At 72.8% G+C, this 17,337-nt stretch carries 20 protein-coding genes; 10 read left to right on the top strand and 10 right to left on the bottom strand.

Features of this window, described 5'->3' with window-relative positions; genetic code table 11:
• Positions 1 to 66 precede the first annotated feature (66 nt).
• Positions 67 to 906 (top strand): NAD(+) synthase, encoded by an 840-nt coding sequence (gene nadE / locus QP089_RS18505; RefSeq protein WP_285912898.1) that lies wholly within the window; start codon positions 67 to 69, stop codon positions 904 to 906.
• A 9-nt stretch (positions 907 to 915) separates the two neighbouring features.
• Here nadE and QP089_RS18500 read toward each other — a convergent pair whose 3' ends face one another.
• Complete coding sequence (locus QP089_RS18500; protein ID WP_285912897.1) at positions 916 to 1,203, bottom strand: Fe-S cluster assembly protein HesB; 288 nt, start codon at positions 1,201 to 1,203, stop codon at positions 916 to 918.
• A gap of 138 nt (positions 1,204 to 1,341) precedes the next feature.
• Here QP089_RS18500 and QP089_RS18495 point away from each other — a divergent pair, with 138 nt between their 5' ends.
• The 5 genes from QP089_RS18495 (at position 1,342) to QP089_RS18475 (ending at position 5,388) form a co-directional block, all read left to right on the top strand.
• A complete protein-coding gene (locus QP089_RS18495; RefSeq protein WP_285912896.1) occupies positions 1,342 to 1,530 on the top strand; it encodes a hypothetical protein in 189 nt (62 codons plus the stop codon).
• Positions 1,531 to 1,604: 74 nt separating this feature from the next.
• Positions 1,605 to 2,729, top strand: coding sequence for an acyl-CoA dehydrogenase family protein (locus QP089_RS18490; protein ID WP_285912895.1), 1,125 nt, complete (start codon positions 1,605 to 1,607; stop codon positions 2,727 to 2,729).
• 10 nt (positions 2,730 to 2,739) lie between these two features.
• Entirely contained in the window at positions 2,740 to 3,576 is an 837-nt protein-coding gene (locus QP089_RS18485) for a phosphate/phosphite/phosphonate ABC transporter substrate-binding protein (protein ID WP_285912894.1), read from the top strand.
• Positions 3,573 to 4,751 (top strand): ferritin-like domain-containing protein, encoded by a 1,179-nt coding sequence (locus QP089_RS18480; protein ID WP_285912893.1) that lies wholly within the window; start codon positions 3,573 to 3,575, stop codon positions 4,749 to 4,751. The genes QP089_RS18485 and QP089_RS18480 overlap by 4 nt, the downstream gene beginning before the upstream one ends.
• Before the next feature lie 73 nt (positions 4,752 to 4,824).
• Positions 4,825 to 5,388 carry a Uma2 family endonuclease gene (locus tag QP089_RS18475; protein WP_285912892.1) on the top strand — a complete coding sequence of 188 codons (564 nt, stop codon included), beginning with the start codon at positions 4,825 to 4,827 and terminating at the stop codon, positions 5,386 to 5,388.
• A 19-nt stretch (positions 5,389 to 5,407) separates the two neighbouring features.
• Here the strand turns inward: QP089_RS18475 and QP089_RS18470 are convergent, their stop codons facing one another.
• Both QP089_RS18470 and QP089_RS18465 read right to left on the bottom strand, forming a co-directional pair.
• Positions 5,408 to 6,004, bottom strand: coding sequence for a hypothetical protein (locus tag QP089_RS18470; RefSeq protein ID WP_285912891.1), 597 nt, complete (start codon positions 6,002 to 6,004; stop codon positions 5,408 to 5,410).
• Positions 6,005 to 6,123: 119 nt separating this feature from the next.
• Positions 6,124 to 6,597, bottom strand: a complete 474-nt coding sequence (locus tag QP089_RS18465) for a MarR family winged helix-turn-helix transcriptional regulator (protein ID WP_285912890.1) — start codon at positions 6,595 to 6,597, stop codon at positions 6,124 to 6,126.
• 83 nt (positions 6,598 to 6,680) lie between these two features.
• Here QP089_RS18465 and QP089_RS18460 point away from each other — a divergent pair, with 83 nt between their 5' ends.
• The 4 genes from QP089_RS18460 to QP089_RS18445 all read left to right on the top strand — a co-directional run bounded on the left by QP089_RS18460 (position 6,681) and on the right by QP089_RS18445 (position 10,544).
• Positions 6,681 to 7,592 (top strand): SDR family oxidoreductase, encoded by a 912-nt coding sequence (locus QP089_RS18460; RefSeq protein ID WP_285912889.1) that lies wholly within the window; start codon positions 6,681 to 6,683, stop codon positions 7,590 to 7,592.
• 1 nt (position 7,593) lies between these two features.
• Positions 7,594 to 8,490, top strand: a complete 897-nt coding sequence (locus QP089_RS18455; RefSeq protein ID WP_285912888.1) for an amidohydrolase family protein — start codon at positions 7,594 to 7,596, stop codon at positions 8,488 to 8,490.
• The gene (locus QP089_RS18450; protein WP_285912887.1) at positions 8,487 to 8,942 is read left to right on the top strand and encodes a MaoC family dehydratase; all 456 of its coding nucleotides are present in this window, start codon (positions 8,487 to 8,489) and stop codon (positions 8,940 to 8,942) included. The genes QP089_RS18455 and QP089_RS18450 overlap by 4 nt, the downstream gene beginning before the upstream one ends.
• Positions 8,943 to 9,017: 75 nt before the next feature.
• Positions 9,018 to 10,544: an acyl-CoA synthetase gene (locus QP089_RS18445; RefSeq protein WP_285912886.1), complete on the top strand. Its 1,527-nt coding sequence runs from the start codon at positions 9,018 to 9,020 to the stop codon at positions 10,542 to 10,544.
• A 52-nt stretch (positions 10,545 to 10,596) separates the two neighbouring features.
• On the opposite strand, the gene QP089_RS18440 is transcribed toward QP089_RS18445, so the two are convergent.
• The 7 genes from QP089_RS18440 to QP089_RS18410 are packed head-to-tail and all read right to left on the bottom strand — an operon-like array spanning position 10,597 to position 17,329.
• Positions 10,597 to 11,346, bottom strand: coding sequence for an SDR family NAD(P)-dependent oxidoreductase (locus QP089_RS18440; protein WP_285912885.1), 750 nt, complete (start codon positions 11,344 to 11,346; stop codon positions 10,597 to 10,599).
• The gene (locus QP089_RS18435; protein WP_285912884.1) at positions 11,343 to 12,281 is read right to left on the bottom strand and encodes a fumarylacetoacetate hydrolase family protein; all 939 of its coding nucleotides are present in this window, start codon (positions 12,279 to 12,281) and stop codon (positions 11,343 to 11,345) included. The genes QP089_RS18440 and QP089_RS18435 overlap by 4 nt, the downstream gene beginning before the upstream one ends.
• A 16-nt stretch (positions 12,282 to 12,297) precedes the next feature.
• Positions 12,298 to 13,236: a VOC family protein gene (locus QP089_RS18430; RefSeq protein WP_285912883.1), complete on the bottom strand. Its 939-nt coding sequence runs from the start codon at positions 13,234 to 13,236 to the stop codon at positions 12,298 to 12,300.
• On the bottom strand, positions 13,236 to 14,237 hold the full coding sequence (locus QP089_RS18425) for an amidohydrolase family protein (RefSeq protein WP_285912882.1): 1,002 nt from the start codon (positions 14,235 to 14,237) through the stop codon (positions 13,236 to 13,238). Before QP089_RS18425 ends, QP089_RS18430 begins: the two co-directional genes overlap by 1 nt.
• The gene (locus tag QP089_RS18420; RefSeq protein WP_285912881.1) at positions 14,234 to 15,361 is read right to left on the bottom strand and encodes an FAD-dependent oxidoreductase; all 1,128 of its coding nucleotides are present in this window, start codon (positions 15,359 to 15,361) and stop codon (positions 14,234 to 14,236) included. The genes QP089_RS18425 and QP089_RS18420 overlap by 4 nt, the downstream gene beginning before the upstream one ends.
• A gap of 7 nt (positions 15,362 to 15,368) precedes the next feature.
• Complete coding sequence (locus QP089_RS18415; protein WP_285912880.1) at positions 15,369 to 16,328, bottom strand: cyclase family protein; 960 nt, start codon at positions 16,326 to 16,328, stop codon at positions 15,369 to 15,371.
• Complete coding sequence (locus QP089_RS18410) at positions 16,328 to 17,329, bottom strand: fumarylacetoacetate hydrolase family protein (RefSeq protein WP_285912879.1); 1,002 nt, start codon at positions 17,327 to 17,329, stop codon at positions 16,328 to 16,330. The genes QP089_RS18415 and QP089_RS18410 overlap by 1 nt, the downstream gene beginning before the upstream one ends.
• Between the last annotated feature and the right edge of the window lie 8 nt (positions 17,330 to 17,337).

The raw sequence follows: 17,337 nt of genomic DNA, 5'->3' as shown, positions 1-17,337 counted from the left end.
ACCGGCGCGTAATAGGCGCATTCCCGGTTATTTGGACATTGAGCCGGTTTCGGCTAGGGTGTCCAGGTGACGAACCTACGTGAGCGGATAATCGCGGAGCTCGGGGTCAAGGCGGCCATTGTGCCGGGGGACGAGATCCGGCGGCGGGTCGGGTTCCTCAAGGACTACCTGCGGTCGACCCACGCCAACGGGTACGTGCTCGGGATCAGCGGCGGGCAGGACAGCACGCTGACCGGACGGCTGTGCCAGCTCGCCGCCGAGGAGCTGCGCGCCGAGGGGCACGAGGCCACGTTCGTCGCGGTGCGGCTGCCCTACGGCGTGCAGGCCGACGAGGAGGACGCGAAGGTCGCGCTGGAGTTCATCCGGCCCGACCGGTCGATCGCGGTGAACGTCAAGCCGAGCGCGGACGCCGTCGCCGGCGAGGCGGCCGCCGGCCTGCGGGAGCTGCTGGACGGCGAGCCCCGGCTGCGGGACTTCGTGCGCGGCAACATCAAGGCCCGCGAGCGCATGGTGATCCAGTACGCGATCGCCGGGCAACTGGGCCTGCTGGTGGTCGGCACCGACCACGCGGCCGAGGCGGTGACCGGCTTCTTCACCAAGTACGGCGACGGCGGGGTCGACCTCACCCCGCTGACCGGGCTGACCAAGCGCCAGGGCGCGGCCCTGCTGCGGGAGATGGGCGCGCCGGAGAGCGTCTGGAAGAAGGTGCCGACCGCCGACCTCGAGGACGACCGGCCCGCGCTGCCCGACGAGGAGGCGCTCGGCCTGAAGTACGCCGAGATCGACGACTACCTGGAGGGCGCCGACGTCACGCCGGACGTGGCCGCGAAGGTGGAGTCGGTGTACCGCGCGACCCGGCACAAGCGGACCGTCCCGGCCACCCCGCTCGACGACTGGTGGCGCTGAGGCCCGCGCTCAGCGCGTCGGGGCGTTGATGAGGAAGGAGACCGCGCCCCGTTCGTCGAGGCGGGCGTCGAGGACCTTGCCGTGCAGGCAGGCGGCGGCCGCGGAGTCGACGAACAGGCGCGCCCCCTCCGCTTCCACGACCTCGTCGGTGGACGCGGGACGCTCCGCGGTCGTCACGGCGAGGAGGGAGGCGTCGTCGTCGAGCGGCGCGATGCGCATGCCGGCGCTGTCGGGCAGGCCCGGCCCGCCGGAGAGGGTGCGGATGGCGCTGGCGGCCGTTCCCGTGACGATGAGCACAACGAACTCCTGAGCGTCGCTTGAACCAACCGGTGGTCGTGACTGCCGCATTTTGTCTACCCGATGATCTCCGTACCGAATCCGTGACGCGCGCCACGGGTAAGGGAAGGGCCGGACCTGCGGAAATTGGGGGAGAGAATGTCGGAGTCGACACCGGAGGGCGGATTCGCGGGAGGCGGGGGCGAGGAACCCGAGAGCGCGCGGCCCGACGAGGAGGCGGCCCCGCGCGGCCGCCGCCCGCACCAGGCCCCCGACGAGTTCGCGCCCGACTCGACCGAGGGGCGCGGCGGGCGCCCCGAGGATCTCAGCCCCGACGATTTCGAATGACGGGCGCCTCCCGTCCGGAGCTTCCGGGCACGAGGCCCGCATTCCGGGAAAGCGACGTGGAAAGGGGCGGCCGGGTGGCTGACGACTACGCGCGCGCCATTCAGGAGGTCATCGAGGAGACCATCGCGCCGCGGGCGGCGGAGGTCGACCGCGACGGGGTCTTTCCCCGCGCGAACATCGACGCGTTGGCCGCCGCCGGCCTGCTCGGGCTCATCAGCGCCGAGGACGTCGGCGGACGCGGCGAAGGGCTCGCCGCCGCCGCGTACGTCGTCGAAAGGCTCGGCGGCGTCTGCGGCTCCACCGCGATGGTCCTGCTCATGCACTACGCCGCCACGGCGGTGATCGAGGCCCACGGGCCCAAGGACGTCCGCGAGGCCGTCGCGGCGGACGCGCACCTCAGCACGCTCGCGTTCTCCGAGGCCGGATCGCGCAGCCACTTCTGGGCACCGCTCGGCACCGCGATGCCGGACGGCGGGGGCGGCATCCGGCTGGAGGCCGACAAGAGCTGGGTCACCTCGGCGGGGGAGGCCGACAGCTACGTCTGGTCGAGCCGTCCCCTCGCGGAGGACGGCCCGATGACGCTCTGGCTGGTGCCGCGCGACCGGGAGGGGCTGAGCGTCCGCGGCGGGTTCGACGGTCTCGGGCTGCGCGGCAACGCGTCCAGCCCGATGCGGGCCGACGGCGTCCTCGCCGACCGCGAGGACATGCTGGGGCCGGACGGCGAAGGGCTGAACATCGCCCTCCAGGCGGCCCTGCCCCACTTCCTGGTCCTGAACGCGGCCTTCTCGCTCGGGCTGATGGAGGCCCTCACCGCCAGGGCCGCCGCGCACCTGACCGGGACGAGACTGGAGCATCTCGGACAGACGCTGGCGGACCAGCCGATGCAGCGCGCGCAGTTCGCCGAACTACGGATCCGCACCGACCAGGTCCGGGCGTTCCTGCGGGCCACGCTCGACGCGCTGGCGGGAGGCCGGGACGACGCGACGCTGCGCGTGCTGGAGGTCAAGGCCGTCGCCGCGGAGGCCGCGTCCGAGGTCGCGGACGCGACGATGCGGCTGTGCGGCGGCGCGGCGTTCCGCAAGGAGTCCGGCGTCGAGCGGCTGTTCCGCGACGCACTGGCGGCGCGGGTCATGGCGCCGACCACGCAGGCGCTGCACGACTTCGTCGGCCGGGCGAGCCTCGGCATGCCGCTCTTCTAAGGGGTCTCCGATGACGCTGGTGATGGGCGCCGTCGCCTACGACCCCAAGGTCGTCACGATCTGGGAGGGCTTCCGGGCCTGGTTCGCCCGGCAGGGCTTCGGTTTCGACTTCGTCCTGTACTCCAACTACGAACGGCAGGTGGACGACCTCGCGGCCGGCCGCATCGACGCCGCGTGGAACTCGCCGCTGGCCTGGGTCCGCGCCCACCGCCTCACCGGGGGCGGCGTCGTCCCGCTCGTCATGCGGGATACCGACCAGGATCTGACCTCGGTCGTCGTCGTCCGCGACGACTCCCCGTACAAGGACATCGCCGACCTCAAGGGCGAGACGGTCGCGACCGGCGCGATCGACTCGCCGCAGGCCACGCTCATCCCGCGCTCCCTGATCCGCGAGCGCGGGCTCCGGCCGGGCGACGACGTGACGATCCGGCGGTTCGACGCCGGCGTCGGCCTGCACGGCGACCACATCGGCGGGGAACGCGACGCGGCCCGCGCGATGATGTCCGGCGACGTCGCGGCGGCCTGCATGGTCGACGCGAACCACCTGCTGTTCGTCCAGGAGGGCGTGCTGCCGCCGGGCGGCACCCGCGTGATCGGCCGGACCCGTCCCTATGACCACTGCAACATGACCGCCGCCCGCATGGACCCCGACAAGGAACGGTTCCGCGACCTGCTGCTGTCGATGCCGGTCGCCGACCCCGGCGTCCGGCGCCTCTTCGACCTCGAAGGGCTCACCGCCTGGCGACCCGGCCGGACGGATGGCTACGCGGCGCTGGAGCAAGCCGTCGACGAGGACGCCTTCTACGACGCGGCGGGCGCGATCACGGCGCCCGGCTACCGGCCTTGACCGACCCCGTCCTCGACCTCGAAGACCTGGGCATCGAGACCGGCGGGCACCTGCTCGTGCAACGGGCGCTCGGCGACCTGCCGCCGGGCGCCCGGCTCGGGATCACGGGCCGCGACCCGCTCCTCGACCTGCACCTGCGCGCCTGGTGCCGGTCGCACGGCCACACCGTGACCGCAGGCGACGGCCCCGTGCTCGCCTGGATCGCCCCCGGCGGCCCCGACCGCTGGACGAGCGCCGAGCGCGCCGGAGGGCCCCGCGACGTCGTCGCCGCGCCGCCCGCGCACTGGGGCCTGGCCGCGCGCGGCGCGCTCGTCGAGCCGGGCGGCCCGGAACCGCCGTTCGACCTCGCCGAACGCGACCTGGTCTGGGCCGACATTGCCCCCGCCCTCTACGCGCACGCCGCGTCCGCGCAGTGGGACCCTGCGACCGCCGTCCCCTGGGACGCCGTGTTCACCCTGCCGCCCGACATCGAACGGGCCGTCGTCCAGGTCATGACGTACCTGGTCGAGAACGAGCAGGCCGCGCTGGTCGTCCCGGCCCGGCTGCTCGTCCGCGTCCACCCGCACTTCCGCGAGGTCGTGCAGCTCCTGGCGGTCCAGGCCGCGGACGAGGCCCGGCACGTCGAGGTGTTCGCCCGCCGCGCGGCCCTCACCGGCGGCCCGCTCGGCACGTCCGCCGCCGGAGGCCGCGAATCCCTCGCCACCCTGCTCACCGAGCCCGACTTCTCCCTGGCGTCGTTCCTGCTGTCGGTGCTGGGCGAGGGCAGTTTCCTGAACCTGCTCGCCTTCCTCGACCGGCACGCCCCCGACCCCGTCACCCGGCGGGCCGTCCGCCTCGCCCGGCAGGACGAGGCCCGCCACGTCGCGTTCGGCGTCGCGCACCTCCGGCACCGCTCCGAGATCGACCCGCACCTCAGATCGCGGCTGCGCGCCGCCGTCGAACGCCGCCACGACGCCCTCGCCGCGTCCGCCGGCCTCAACCAGGACGTCTTCGACGCGCTGATCCTGCTCGCCGCCGGCGGCTGGTCGCCGCAGGCGATCCGGCGCGGCCACGACGCGGTCCTCCGCCTCCGCCGGGAGATGGACGAAGGACGCCGGCGCCGCCTCGTCCACCTCGGCTTCCCCGACGACGAGGCCGCCGCCCTCTCCGCCCTCCACACCCGCAACTTCATGTGATCCTTCGGTTCCCGGCCGCGATGCTACGTTGGTGAGCACGGCGCCAACACCATGAGCTCATGAGGAGAACCCGATGACGGCGATGCCCGATGAGCCGCCGTTCGTCCGTGATGACCTGCGCCAGGCGTTCGCTGCGCTGGACGTGATGCCAGGCTTCCGCGCCGAGCTTGTGGATGGAGAGATCATCGTGTCGCCGACCCCTGACGGCCAGCACGAGACCATCGTCGTGGCCGTCGACGACTGGGTACGCGACGTCCACGGCCTGCGCTTGCATCGCAATCTGACGCTGATCAGCCCAGAGGGCGAGTACGTGCCCGACGGGATCGCCGCTCCCAAGGGGGCCTTTGCCGGGCGCGAATGGCACACCAAGCCGGACGGGGTCGTCATGGTCCTGGAGGTGACCTCCGGCGGGCAGCGCGACCGCAAGGGCGCCGAGCGCGACCGCGGCCCCAAGCGGCGCGGGTACGCGGCCGCCGGCATCCCGCTGTACCTGCTGATCGACCGGCTGGACGGCAAGGCGACGATCTTCTCCGAGCCGCGCGGCGACGACTACACCCACAGCGTCGCCGTCACTCTGGGCGAGGACCTGCCCGTCCCCGCGCCGCTCGAAGGCGTCCTTCCCACCCGCGACTTCTGAGTCGGCAGGGCGCGGTCGGTCAGGCGGCGAGGTTGATCAGGATGATCAGGGCGATCAGCAGGACCGGGATCAGGGCGCCGATGACGGCGATCGGGCGGGACATCAGGGGAGGGCCCGGGTCGGCGGGGCGGCGGTGCGGGGTGCCGTCGGGCGGCGGCATCGGCGGTGCCAGGGAGGCGACCTTGCCGCGCCGGGTGAGGTTGATCAGTACGGTGATCGGCGTCGCGATGAAGGAGATGTAGCCCCACCAGCCGCCGATCAGGGTCTTGGCGGTCATGTCCCGGAACACCGCGAGGCCGCAGTCCCGGCAGAACGGGCCCTTGGTGTGCAGGAACGACATGACCAGGATCATGCCGCGGTGGCCGCGGAAGGTCGTCTCGACGGCGGGCACGCAGCCGCAGAAACGGCACTGCGGACCGTGGACCGGGATCTGCTGCGCGCCGTACGGCATCGGCTGCGCAGGTGGGGCGCCGTACTGCGCCTGGTGGGGAGGCGGCCCGTAGGGGCCCGGCTGCTGGCCCGCGTACGGCTGGCCCGCGTACGGCTGGCCGCTGTAGGGCGCCTGGTGGGGGGCTTCACCGTATCCGTACGGTGATGGGTTCGATGGTGGCTGCACGGCCGCCGCCTCCGCTCTTCAGGTGGTCGGCTGATCTTGCCATGCCGCGGCGGGTCCGGGGATGCGGTTCGGGTGCGGCGGCCGACCGCGGCCACGGCGGCGCGGCCACGGCGGCGCGGTCAGGAGAGGGCGCGCCAGGTCTCGGTGAGGGTGTGGCGGAACTGGCCGACCTGCCGGGACGTCAGGTCGCGGATCATGTGCTCCTCCAGCTCGCGGACGGGTCCGGCGAGGTCGTCCAGCAGGGCGCGTCCGGCGCCGGTGAGCAGGATCAGCAGCTCGCGCCGGTTGGCGGGGTTGCGCTCGCGGCGGACGAGGCCGCGGGTCTCCAGGGCGCGGACCATGTCGGCCATCGACTGCGCGGTGACGAACGAGTCGCGGGCGAGCTGGGCCGCCGACAGGCCGTCGTGCCGCTCCAGCACGGTGAGCGCCGTGTACTGCAGCGCGGTGATGCCGACCGGCTTCACCAGCTCCTCCAGCCGTGACCGGACCAGCAGCTCCAGCCGCTTGACCAGGTAGAGCAGCGACGGCGGCGCCTTGCCCTCGGGCGGCTCCGGCGGGCCGGCGGTCATCTGCTCTCCCTCGTCGCGGTGCACGGGTCCAGGGTAGGGCATTGACAGGAAACCTGTTGAATGTGAACACTGGCCATCAACAGGATTCCTGTCGATTTGGGGAGCTCATGGAACTGGACGGGAAGGTCGTCGTCGTCACCGGGAGCGGGCGCGGCCTCGGCCTCGCCTACGCCGAGGCCCTGGCCGCCGCCGGCGCCTCGGTGGTCGTCAACGACGTGGACCGGGACGCGGTCGACGCGGCGGTCGCGAAGATCACCGCGGCGGGCGGCACGGCGACCGGGGTGGCCGCCGCGGTCGGCGGCACCGAGACCGCCGACGAGCTGGTCGGCACGGCCGTCCGGGAATTCGGCCGGCTGGACGTGATGGTCACCAACGCGGGCATCCTGCGCGACCGGGTGCTGTGGAAGATGACCGACGAGGACTTCGACGACGTCGTCCGCGTCCACCTGCGCGGCACCTTCACCTGCGCCCGCGCCGCCGCTGCGCGGATGCGCGAGCAGGGCACGGGCGGGCGGATCATCCTGATCTCCTCGCCGGCCGGGCAGCGCGGCAACTTCGGCCAGACCAACTACGCGGCGGCCAAGGCCGGCATCGCGGCGATGGCCCGGACGTGGGCGATGGAACTGGCCAGGGCGGGTATCACCGTGAACGCGGTCGTGCCGGTCGCGGCGACCGAGATGACCAAGACGATCCCCGCGTTCGCGCCGGTCATCGAGGAGTCCGAGCGCACCGGGAAGCCGTTCCCGGACTGGCTGCGCAAGGACGAGGGCCTCGGCACCGTCGAGGACGTCACCGGCCTGATCACCTTCCTGGCCTCGGACGCCTCCAAGGACGTCACCGGGCAGGCGATCGGCATCGGCGGCGACCGGCTGGCGCTGTGGGCGCACCCGAAGGAGAAGGCGGTGGCGTTCGCCGACGGCGGCTGGAGCGCCGAGGCGATCGCCGAGCAGTGGAGCACGGGCGTGGGCGCCGAGCCCGAGACCTACGGCATCCCCGCCCCCAAGGCACCGGAGGGCTGAGATGGCCGACCTGACGATCGACGTCGACGCGCTGACCGCGATCGACGTCCACACCCACGCCGAGATCAGCAAGGACGGCCACGGGTCGCTGAGCCCGGAGCTGTTCGGCGCGTCCGAGGAGTACTTCAAGGCGCACGGGCACCGGCAGCCGACCATCGAGGAGATGGCCGCCTACTACCGCGAGCGGCAGATGGCGGCGGTCGTGTTCACCGTGGACGCCGAGCACGCCACCGGTTGGCCGCGCATCGCCAACGAGGAGGTCGCCGAGAGCTGCGCCGAGCACCCGGACGTGCTGATCCCGTTCGCCAGCATCGACCCGTACAAGGGGAAGGCGGGCGTGCGCGAGGCGCGGCGGCTCGTCGAGCAGTACGGGGTGCGCGGGTTCAAGTTCCACCCGAGCATCCAGGGCTTCGCCCCCAACGACCCGCTCGCCTACCCGCTGTACGAGGCGATCGAGGAGCTGGGCGTTCCGGCGCTGTTCCACACCGGGCAGACCGGCATCGGCGCGGGCGTCCCTGGCGGCGGCGGCATCCGGCTGAAGTACTCCAACCCGATGCTGGTGGACGACGTCGCGGTCGACTTCCCCGAGCTGCGGATCATCCTGGCGCACCCGTCCTTCCCCTGGCAGGACGAGGCCCTCGCGGTCGCCAACCACAAGCCGTACGTGTACATCGACCTGTCCGGATGGTCGCCGAAGTACTTCCCGCCGCAGCTCGTCCGGTACGCCAACAGCCTGCTCAAGGACAAGGTGCTGTTCGGCTCGGACTACCCCGTCATCACCCCGGACCGCTGGCTCACCGACTTCGCGAAGCTGGAGATCAAGCCCGAGGTCCGCCCCAAGATCCTCAAGGACAACGCCGCCCGGCTGCTCGGGCTCACCGGCAAGGAGAACGCATGATCACCGCCAACGGGCTCGACGAGATCAGGGCCCTGGCCGGCAAGGACCTCGGCCACAGCGCATGGCTCGACATCACCCAGGACCGGGTGAACACCTTCGCCGACGCCACCGACGACCACCAGTGGATCCACACCGACCCCGAGAAGGCCAAGGACGGCCCGTTCGGCGCCGCCATCGCGCACGGCTACCTGACGCTGTCGCTGGTCATCCCGCTGTTCAACGACCTGCTCGGCATCCAGGGCACGAAGATGAGCATCAACTACGGTCTGGAGAAGGTCCGCTTCCCCAGCCCCGTCAAGGTCGGCGCCCGGATCCGGCTCGCCGGCAAGGTCGCCGAGGTGACCGACGTCCCGGGCGACGGCGTGCAGATGGTGTGCGACTTCACCGTCGAGATCGACGGCGAGGCCAAGCCCGCCTGCGTCGCCCGGGCCGTCTACCGCCACTACGCCTGACCCCGCCCGGCCTGCCCTGATCGGGCCGCACGGCCGGCCGTCCGCAACGCTGCTCAGCAAGAGGAGTGAGACACCGTGCTCAACGCAGGACTCGGGGGATGGCCGGCCAGGCGGGCCCTGATGTCGCCCGGCCGCACCGCGTTCGTCCACCGGGACCGCCCGACGACGTACGGGGAGGTGCACGACCGGACGTCGCGGCTCGCGGACCGGCTGCGCGCCGCCGGCGTCGGCAGGGGCGACCGGGTCGCCTACCTCGGGCCGAACCATCCGGCGTTCGTCGAGACGATGTTCGCCGCGCACGTCCTCGGCGCCGTCTTCGTCCCGCTGAACTTCCGGCTCGCCGCGCCGGAGATCGACTACATGCTCGCGCACAGCGGCGCGTCCGTGCTGGTCTACGCGCCCGAGTGCGAGCCGGTCGTGCGCGCCTGCGAGCGGACGCCGGGGACCGTCGCGGCGGTCGGCGGCCCGGCCGAGGGCGAACTCGGCTACGAGGACTGGCTCGCGTCCGGCGATCCGGCCCCGATCGACACCGAGGTCGGGCTCGACGACGTGGCGTGCATCCTCTACACCTCCGGCACCACCGGACGTCCCAAGGGCGCGATGCTCACCCACGGGAACCTGGTGTGGAACTGCTACAACCTCCTCGTCGGCGTGGACGTCGCCGGCGACGAGGTGACGCTGGTCAGCGCGCCGCTGTTCCACGTGGCGGCGCTCAACCAGTGCCTGCTGCCCACGTTCCTCAAGGGCGGATGCTCGGTCATCATGCCGTCGTGGGACGTCGACGCGTGCTTCGACCTCATCGCGCGGCACCGCGTCACCTGGATGTTCGGCGTCACCGCCATGTTCGCGGCGCTCGCGCAGTCGCCGCGCTGGGACGGCGCGGACCTGTCGTCGGTCCGCAGCCTGATGTCCGGCGGGGCGCCGGTGCCGCCCGCGCTCATCCACACCTACCAGGAACGCGGCCTCGTCTTCTGCCAGGGCTACGGCCTCACCGAGACGGCGCCGGGCGCGACGTTCCTCGAAGCCGCCGAGAGCGAGCGCAAGGCCGGGTCGGCGGGGGTCCCGGTGTTCTTCACCGGCGTCCGGTGCGTCCGCCCCGACCTGACGGACGTGCAGCCCGGCGAGCCCGGCGAGGTCATCATCAAGGGGCCGAACGTCACGCCGGGCTACTGGAACGCCCCGGACGCCACCGCGTCCGCGTTCACCGAGGACGGCTGGTTCCGCTCCGGCGACATCGCCCACGTCGACCCCGAGGGCTACTACTACATCGTCGACCGGGTGAAGGACATGTTCATCTCCGGCGGGGAGAACGTGTACCCGGCCGAGGTGGAGGCGGCGATCTTCGAGCACCCGGCGGTCGCCGAGGCGGCGGTGATCGGCGTCCCGGACCGTAGATGGGGCGAGGTGGGCCGGGCCTTCGTCGTCACCGCCCCCGGCGCCGCCCTGGACCTCGACGATCTGCGGGCGTTCCTGGCCGGCCGGCTCGCCAAGTACAAGATCCCCGTGTACCTGGACGTGGTCGACGACCTGCCCCGCACCGGCTCCAACAAGGTCCAGAAGGGCCGCCTCCGCGACCTCCCCCTCCCACCCGCCGACCGTTGACTTGCGGCGGGTCGTCGTTATGGGGCCGCCCATAACGACGACTCGCCGCAACTCAACGAAGGGCGTCGGAGATGGGCTTGGCGCCGCCGTGGGCGGTGTAGCCGCCGTCGACCGGGATCTCGGCGCCGCTGATGTAGGACGCCTCGTCGGAGATGAGGAACACCACGAGCGGAGCGACCTCGTCGACGGTGCCGGGCCGTCCGAGCGGCGTCTGCGCGTTGTTCGCCTCGCGGAACGACTCCGGGGCGGACGCGGTCATCGGCGTCTCGATGAACCCGGGGTGGACGGTGTTGACGCGGATCCCGGCGCGTCCCAGCTCCGTGCACGCCGTCGCCGACAGCCCGCGCAGCGCCCACTTGCTGGCGGTGTAGGCGACCGGGTAATGGCCGGTCAGCCCGGCGGCGGACCCGACGTTGACGATCGACGCCCCCGGCGGCATCAGCGGCGCGAGGTGCTGCACGCCCAGCAGCGCACCGGTGACGTTGACGCGGTGCACGCGCTCCCAGTCGTCGGCGGTGACCTCGCCGAGCCGGGCCCGCCAGGTCACGCCCGCGTTGTTGACCAGGCCGTCCACGCGGCCGTGCGTCTCGCGGAGCCAGGCGGCGAGACCGGCCCAGTCGTTCTCGGACGTGACGTCGAGCCGCCGGTAGGCGACGCCGTCCGGAAGGCCGGCCGGTGCGTCGCCGGCGAGGTCGGTGGCGATGACCGCGGCGCCCTCGCGGGCCAGGGCGGCGGCCTCCGCCGCCCCCTGGCCCTGCGCGGCGCCGGTGACCACGACGACCTTCCCGGCGACCCGGCTCACGGGCGTTCCCGCGTCCGCTTGCGGGCCCGCGGGATCGGGACGGGCTCGGCCCCCGGCACGATCGTGTTGGACACCGTGCCGATGCCTTCGACGGTGAGCGTGACGGTGTCGCCGGGCTTGAGGGGCGGCGGGGTCTGCTCGCCGCGCCGTCCCCACAGTTCGGCGAGGCAGCCGCCGTTGCCGCAGGTGCCCGAGCCGAGGACGTCGCCGGGACTCAGCCGCGCGCCGCGCGAGGCGTAGGCGACGAGGTCGTCGAACGGCCAGCCCATGTTGGACAGCAGGTCGTGGCCGACGACCTCGCCGTTGACCTCGGCGGTCAGGCCGAGGCGCAGGAACCCGTCGGCGTCGCGGTAGGGCTCCAGTTCGTCGGCGGTGACGATCCACGGGCCGAGCGTGGTGGCGAAGTCCTTGCCCTTGCAGGGGCCGAGGCCGACCTGCATCTCGCGGGACTGCAGGTCCCGCGCCGACCAGTCGTTGAAGATCGTGTAACCGAAGACGTGGTCGCGCGCCCGCTCGGGCGACAGGTCGGCGCCAGCGCATCCGATGACGGCCGCGACCTCCAGCTCGAAGTCGAGGGCCTGGCAGCCGGGCGGCAGCGGGACGTCGTCGTGCGCGCCGACCATGGCGTGCGGGTTGGAGAAGTAGAACGTCGGGGCGTCGTACCAGGCGTCCGGGACGCCGGACACGCCGTCGACGGCCTTCCGGACGCCCTCGACGTGCTCCTCGAACGCGACGAAGTCCCGGACGGACGGCGGCTCGATCGGCGGCAGCAGCCGGACGTCCGCGAGCGGCACGGCCGCGCCCGCCGGCTCCGGGACCGAGCCGGAGGCGATGACGTCGAGCAGGTCGGTGCCGTCCGGGAACGGCAGCACCCGGTCGTCTTCGACGGCGCCGCACCGGCGGACGCCCTGATGCAGGTAGGTGGCGAGTCGCATGGCCTCTCCCTCCCGATCAGACCGGCGGGGCGACGAACACGCCGCGGTCGGGGTCGTTGAACGACTCCTTGGCGATCAGTTCGTTCATCGGGTTGGCGGTGCCCCACTGGTCGGTGACGTCGGGGTCGGAGAAGTCGTACAGGTGCGGGTGCCAGGCGTCCTCGTCGAGGGTCTCCAGCTCGGTCGTGTACTCGATGGTGTTGCCGTGCGGGTCGAGGAAGTAGGAGAAGGTGTTGTCGCCCGCCTTGTGCCGCCCCGGCCCCCAGATCATCCGCACTCCCGCGCGCAGCAGCCGTCCGGTGCCGAACATGTACTCGTCCAGGCCGCGCATCTCGAACGACACGTGGTGCAGCGACGTGTGCGGGCCCTTCGCGATCGCCATGCTGTGGTGCTGCGGGTTGCAGCGCATGAAGTGCATGACCTTGCCCATGTGCGGGGAGGTCAGCGTGTCGCTGAGCGCGAAGTCCAGGTGCGTCTCGTACCAGGCGCGGGTGGCGTCCAGGTCGGGGGCGTTCAGCACGACGTGCGACAGCCGCACCGGGACGGCCTCGCGCTCCTCCAGCTTCCGGTGCTCGCGGACGGCGACGTCCGCCGACACCTCGACGGTCCGGCCGTCGATGTCGAAGAACCGGAACCCGTAGCCGCCGCCGGGCGTGGCGAGCTTCCCGGGCTGGGCGACGATCGTCACCCCGGCCGCGCCGAGCCGCTCGGCGAGCGCGTCGACGTCGGCGGGGGAGGCGGCTCCGAACGACACCAGGTCGAGCCGCTTGTCGTCGGCCTTGCGGAGCCGGACGATGTACTGCTCCGGTGAGCCCTCCGCCGCCAGGAACGAGATGCCGGTGTCGCTCGCGACCTCGGTCAGGCCCCAGACGCCGGAGTAGAACTCGCGCTGCCGGTCGTAGTCGGGGACGGCGAGGTCCACGTGGCGCAGATGGGTGATGAGCCTTTCGGGCATCAGTGCTCCTTGAGGTCGAAGAGGGCGACGGCGTTGCCGCCGCGCACGGCGTCCAGCTCGTCGCCGGGTGGCAGGGCGGCGCGCAGCCGGTCGAGCGGGTCATCCACGCCCATGTCGAAGGGGTGGTCCGACCCCATGACGACCTGGGACGCGCCCGCCGCCTCGATCAGCGCGCGCAGCGCCGCCGGTTCGTAGACGAGCGAGTCGAACCAGACCCGCCGCAGATAGCCGCTCGGCGGCTCGGCACAGGTGCGGGACTCGGGACGCACCCGCCAGCCGTGGTCGGCGCGGCCGAGGTAGGTCGGCAGGTAGCCGCCGCCGTGCGCCGCGACGATCTTCAGGCCGGGGTGCCGGTCGAGCACGCCGGAGAAGATCAGATGCGAGAGCGCGACGGCGTTCTCGGTCGGCTGCCCGACGATGTTGGACAGGTAGAACCGGTCGAGCCGCTCGTCCAGCGTGCAGCCGAACGGATGCAGGAACACGACCGCGCCGGCCTCGGCGGCCCGCGCCCACAGCGGCTCCAGCTCCGGGTCGGACAGCTCGCGGCCGGGGGCGTGCGAGGAGATCTCGACGCCCTTCAACCCGAGCGACAGCGCGTGGTCGAGCGCCTCGACGGCCAGGTCCGGATGCTGGAGCGGGACGAGCCCGAGGCCGTGCAGCCGGCCGGGCGCCTGCGCGCAGTGAGCGGCGGTGGCCTCGTTCGCCATCCGGTACACGGTCCGCGCCAGGTCGGGCGCGGCCCAGTAGTGGTAGTGCGACGGCGACGGGCTGACGATCTGCACGTCCACCCCGGCGGCGTCCATGTCGGCCAGCCGCGCCTCGATCCGCGTCAGCCGCTGGATCCGCTCGCCGATCATCTTGGCGCTGGCCTGCAACGACTCCGGGCCGTTGCGGCGGGCGTCCAGCGCCCGGTGCTCGGCGTGGCCGGGCGCCCCGGCCACGGCCTCCTCGATCTGCGGCAGCAGGACGTGCGCGTGCACGTCGATGGTGGGGATGTTCACGGCCGCTCCGAAACGATCGCGCTGATGCGTCCCATCAGGCCGGGGACGTCGGCATCGGGGGACGGGTTGAGCTGCCATTCCCCCAGCTGCACCGACGCCTCGACGACCGCCTTGGCGCGCTCGTACCGCCGGTCCATGAACGCGTCGAACAGCGCCTGGTCGAGACGGTCGGCGCCCAGCAGCAGCTCGGCGAGGACGGCGGCGTCCTCCAGGCACTGCGCCGCGCCCTGCGCCAGCGTGGGCGGGCACGCGTGCGCGGCGTCGCCGATCAGCACGGTGCGTCCCCGGTTCCACGGGCGCTCGACCAGCAGCGACTCGAACCAGGTGTAGTTGATGCGGTCCGGGTCGGTGATGTCGGCGCGGATCTCGTCCCAGGCGCCGCCGTAGCCCTCGGCGAGCGCCCGCATGTGGGACGGCTTGTCGGCGTCCGCGATCGACTCGCGGGGCCGCGCCTTCTCCACCAGGTAGGCGTACATGGTGTCGGGCCCGGTCGGGCAGTACCCGGCGATGAAGCAGGGCCCGCCGTAAATCAGGTCGGTGCGCTCGACGTCCTTGGGGCGGCGGGTGTGGATCCGCCAGATCCCCATGCCGGTCGGCTTCGGCGCCACGTCGATGCCGAGCAGGCCCCGCACCGCGGAGCGGATGCCGTCCGCGCCCACGACCAGGTCGTAGGTGCCGGACGTGCCGTCGGAGAAGCCTGCGGTGACCTGGTCGCCGGAGTCGTCCAGCGCGGTGACCGTCAGGCCGAACCGGGTGGTCGCGCCTGCGTCCCGCACCGCGTCCGCGAGCACCGCCGCCAGCTCGGGACGGTTCATGCCGAGCGTCGCGGGCAGGTCCGGGCCGCCGGTGCGGGCGTCCGGGATCTCCGCGATCAGGCTCCCGTCCGGGGCCCGCAGGCCGAGCACGTCGAACGCGTACCCGGACGCGCTGAGCCGCTTCCACACGCCGAGGTCGCGCAGCACGCGAAGCGCGTTGCCCTGCAACGTGATCCCGGAGCCGAGCGCCGTGATGTCCGGCTGGATCTCCGCGATGTCCACCGCGACGCCGCCGCGCGCCAGCAGGACCGCCAGGGCCGACCCGGCCGTGCCGCCCCCGACGATCAGGACGTTCCCTACTGCTGCCATGCCGACCTCACTTCACCGCGATGGGGTTGACGGGGGAGCCGACCGCACCGGTCACCGGGACAGGCCCGGCGGTCAGCCAGAACTCGTGCACGCCGTCGGCCGCGCAGTCTGCGGCCAGGGCGTCCAGGTCCCACAGCTCGCCGATCAGCAGGCCCATGTTCGGGATCGCGACCTGGTGCAGGGGCTGGAAGGCGTCGTCGAACTCGTTGGGCCGCACCTCGAACCCCCACGTGTCGGTGGCGATCGCGGCGATCTCCGTGCGGTGCAGCCATCCGGCCGTGGTGAACGACAGGCCCGGCGCGGGACCGCCCGCGTAGTCGCCCCAGCCGTCGCGGCGCGCGCGGGTGAGCTGGCCGGTGCGGACGCACACGATGTCGCCCCGCCCGACCGTCACGCCGTGGGCGTCGATCGCGGCCTGGAGGTGCTCCTCGGTGATGGCGAAGCCGTCGGGCAGCTCGCCGTTCTCGCCTGCGACGCGTCCCACGTCCAGCAGGACGCCGCGTCCGGCGACCGGCGCGGCCATGTGCTCGATGCCGGTGACCAGGTCGCCGTCGGACGTGACGACCTTCTCCGCCGGGCGCCCGTTCCACGCCTTGCCGTGGTCGAAGATGTGGCCGAGGCCGTCCCACTGGGTGGAGCACTGCAACGGCATCGCGATGACGTCGTCCGCGCCGCCGATGCCGTGCGGGAAGCCCTGGTTGCCGAGCGCGGCGTCCGTCCCGGTGTCCAGCATCGTGTGGACGGGGTTGGTGCGGCGCCGCCAGCCCTTCTGCGGCCCGTTCATGTCGAAGCGCTGCGACAGCGAGAACGACGCGCCCCGCCGGACCAGCGCCGCGCCCTCGCGGCGCTTCGCCTCGTCGATGAAGTTCACGGTGCCGAGGACGTCGTCGTCGCCCCAGCGTCCCCAGTTGGAGTACTTGGCGGCGGCCTCGGCGATCGCGCCCTCGGGATCGGTGCGGTCGAGCATCACGCCTCCCCGGCGTCAGTGGATTCAGCGACACATCGGTTGCGCTGCGCGCCGAGGCCCGTGATCGAGCCGTCCATGACGTCGCCGTCCCGCAGCAGCCGTCCCCAGTGCATGCCGTTGCCGGCCGGGCTGCCGGTCAGGACCAGGTCGCCGGGCAGCAGCCGCACGGTCTGCGACGCGTACGCCACCAGCCGCGCCACGCCGAAGATCATGTCCTTGGTGGACTCGTCCTGCATGACGTCGCCGTTGAGCTTCAGCGTGACCCGCAGGTCGCCGGGGTCGCCGACGAACGCCGACGGCACCAGGTACGGGCCGAGCGGGGTGAACGTCGGCGGGTTCTTCGCGCGCAGCCAGTCGGTGCCGATCTCCGGCATGTCCCGGCGGAACACCGCCTCGCGCGCCGTCAGGTCGTTGGCGATCGTGTAGGCGGCGACGTGCTCCGGCGCCTCGTCCGCGGACACCCGGTACGCCGGACGGCCGATCACCGCGGCCAGCTCCAGCTCCCAGTCCGGCTTCCTGCACCAGCTCGGGATCACCACGTCGTCGTACGGGCCCGTCACCGAGGACGGCAGGCCGATGAACATGTACGGCTGGTCCTCGGCCGCGCGGCGGTCCATCATCGCGGCCGTCTCCTCGCGCACCTGCTCGGCGGGGCGCCCGTCCTCCGGCTCGTGCGCCACCGCGAGGTCGATGACGTGCGTGCGGTAGTTGGCGCCCGACTGCAGGATCTGCCGCGGCTCGACGGGCGCGTGCACGGCGAGCCCGTCCAGGGGGAGCCACTCGCCGCCGCCCCCGGCCCCGGCGGCGGCGTGCAGCAGCGGCAGGACGTCGTCCCAGCGCTCCAGCAGGGCGCGCGTCGACGCGGCGGCCTCGCCCAGCGCCGGGACGGTGCGCAGGTCCAGGACCCGGCCGCCGGCGACCAGGCCGGCGAACCGCGGGCCGTCCCCGCTGGAGAAGGTGCCGACCGCGAACGGGCCGGACGGTTGCGCGTGTGCTTCCACGAGGTTTC

Source organism: Actinomadura opuntiae (assembly GCF_030283205.1).
In the GTDB taxonomy this organism is placed as follows: domain Bacteria; phylum Actinomycetota; class Actinomycetes; order Streptosporangiales; family Streptosporangiaceae; genus Spirillospora.
The sequence above is the reverse complement of the archived record's forward strand: the minus strand, read 5'-3'. Positions and strand labels throughout refer to the sequence as shown.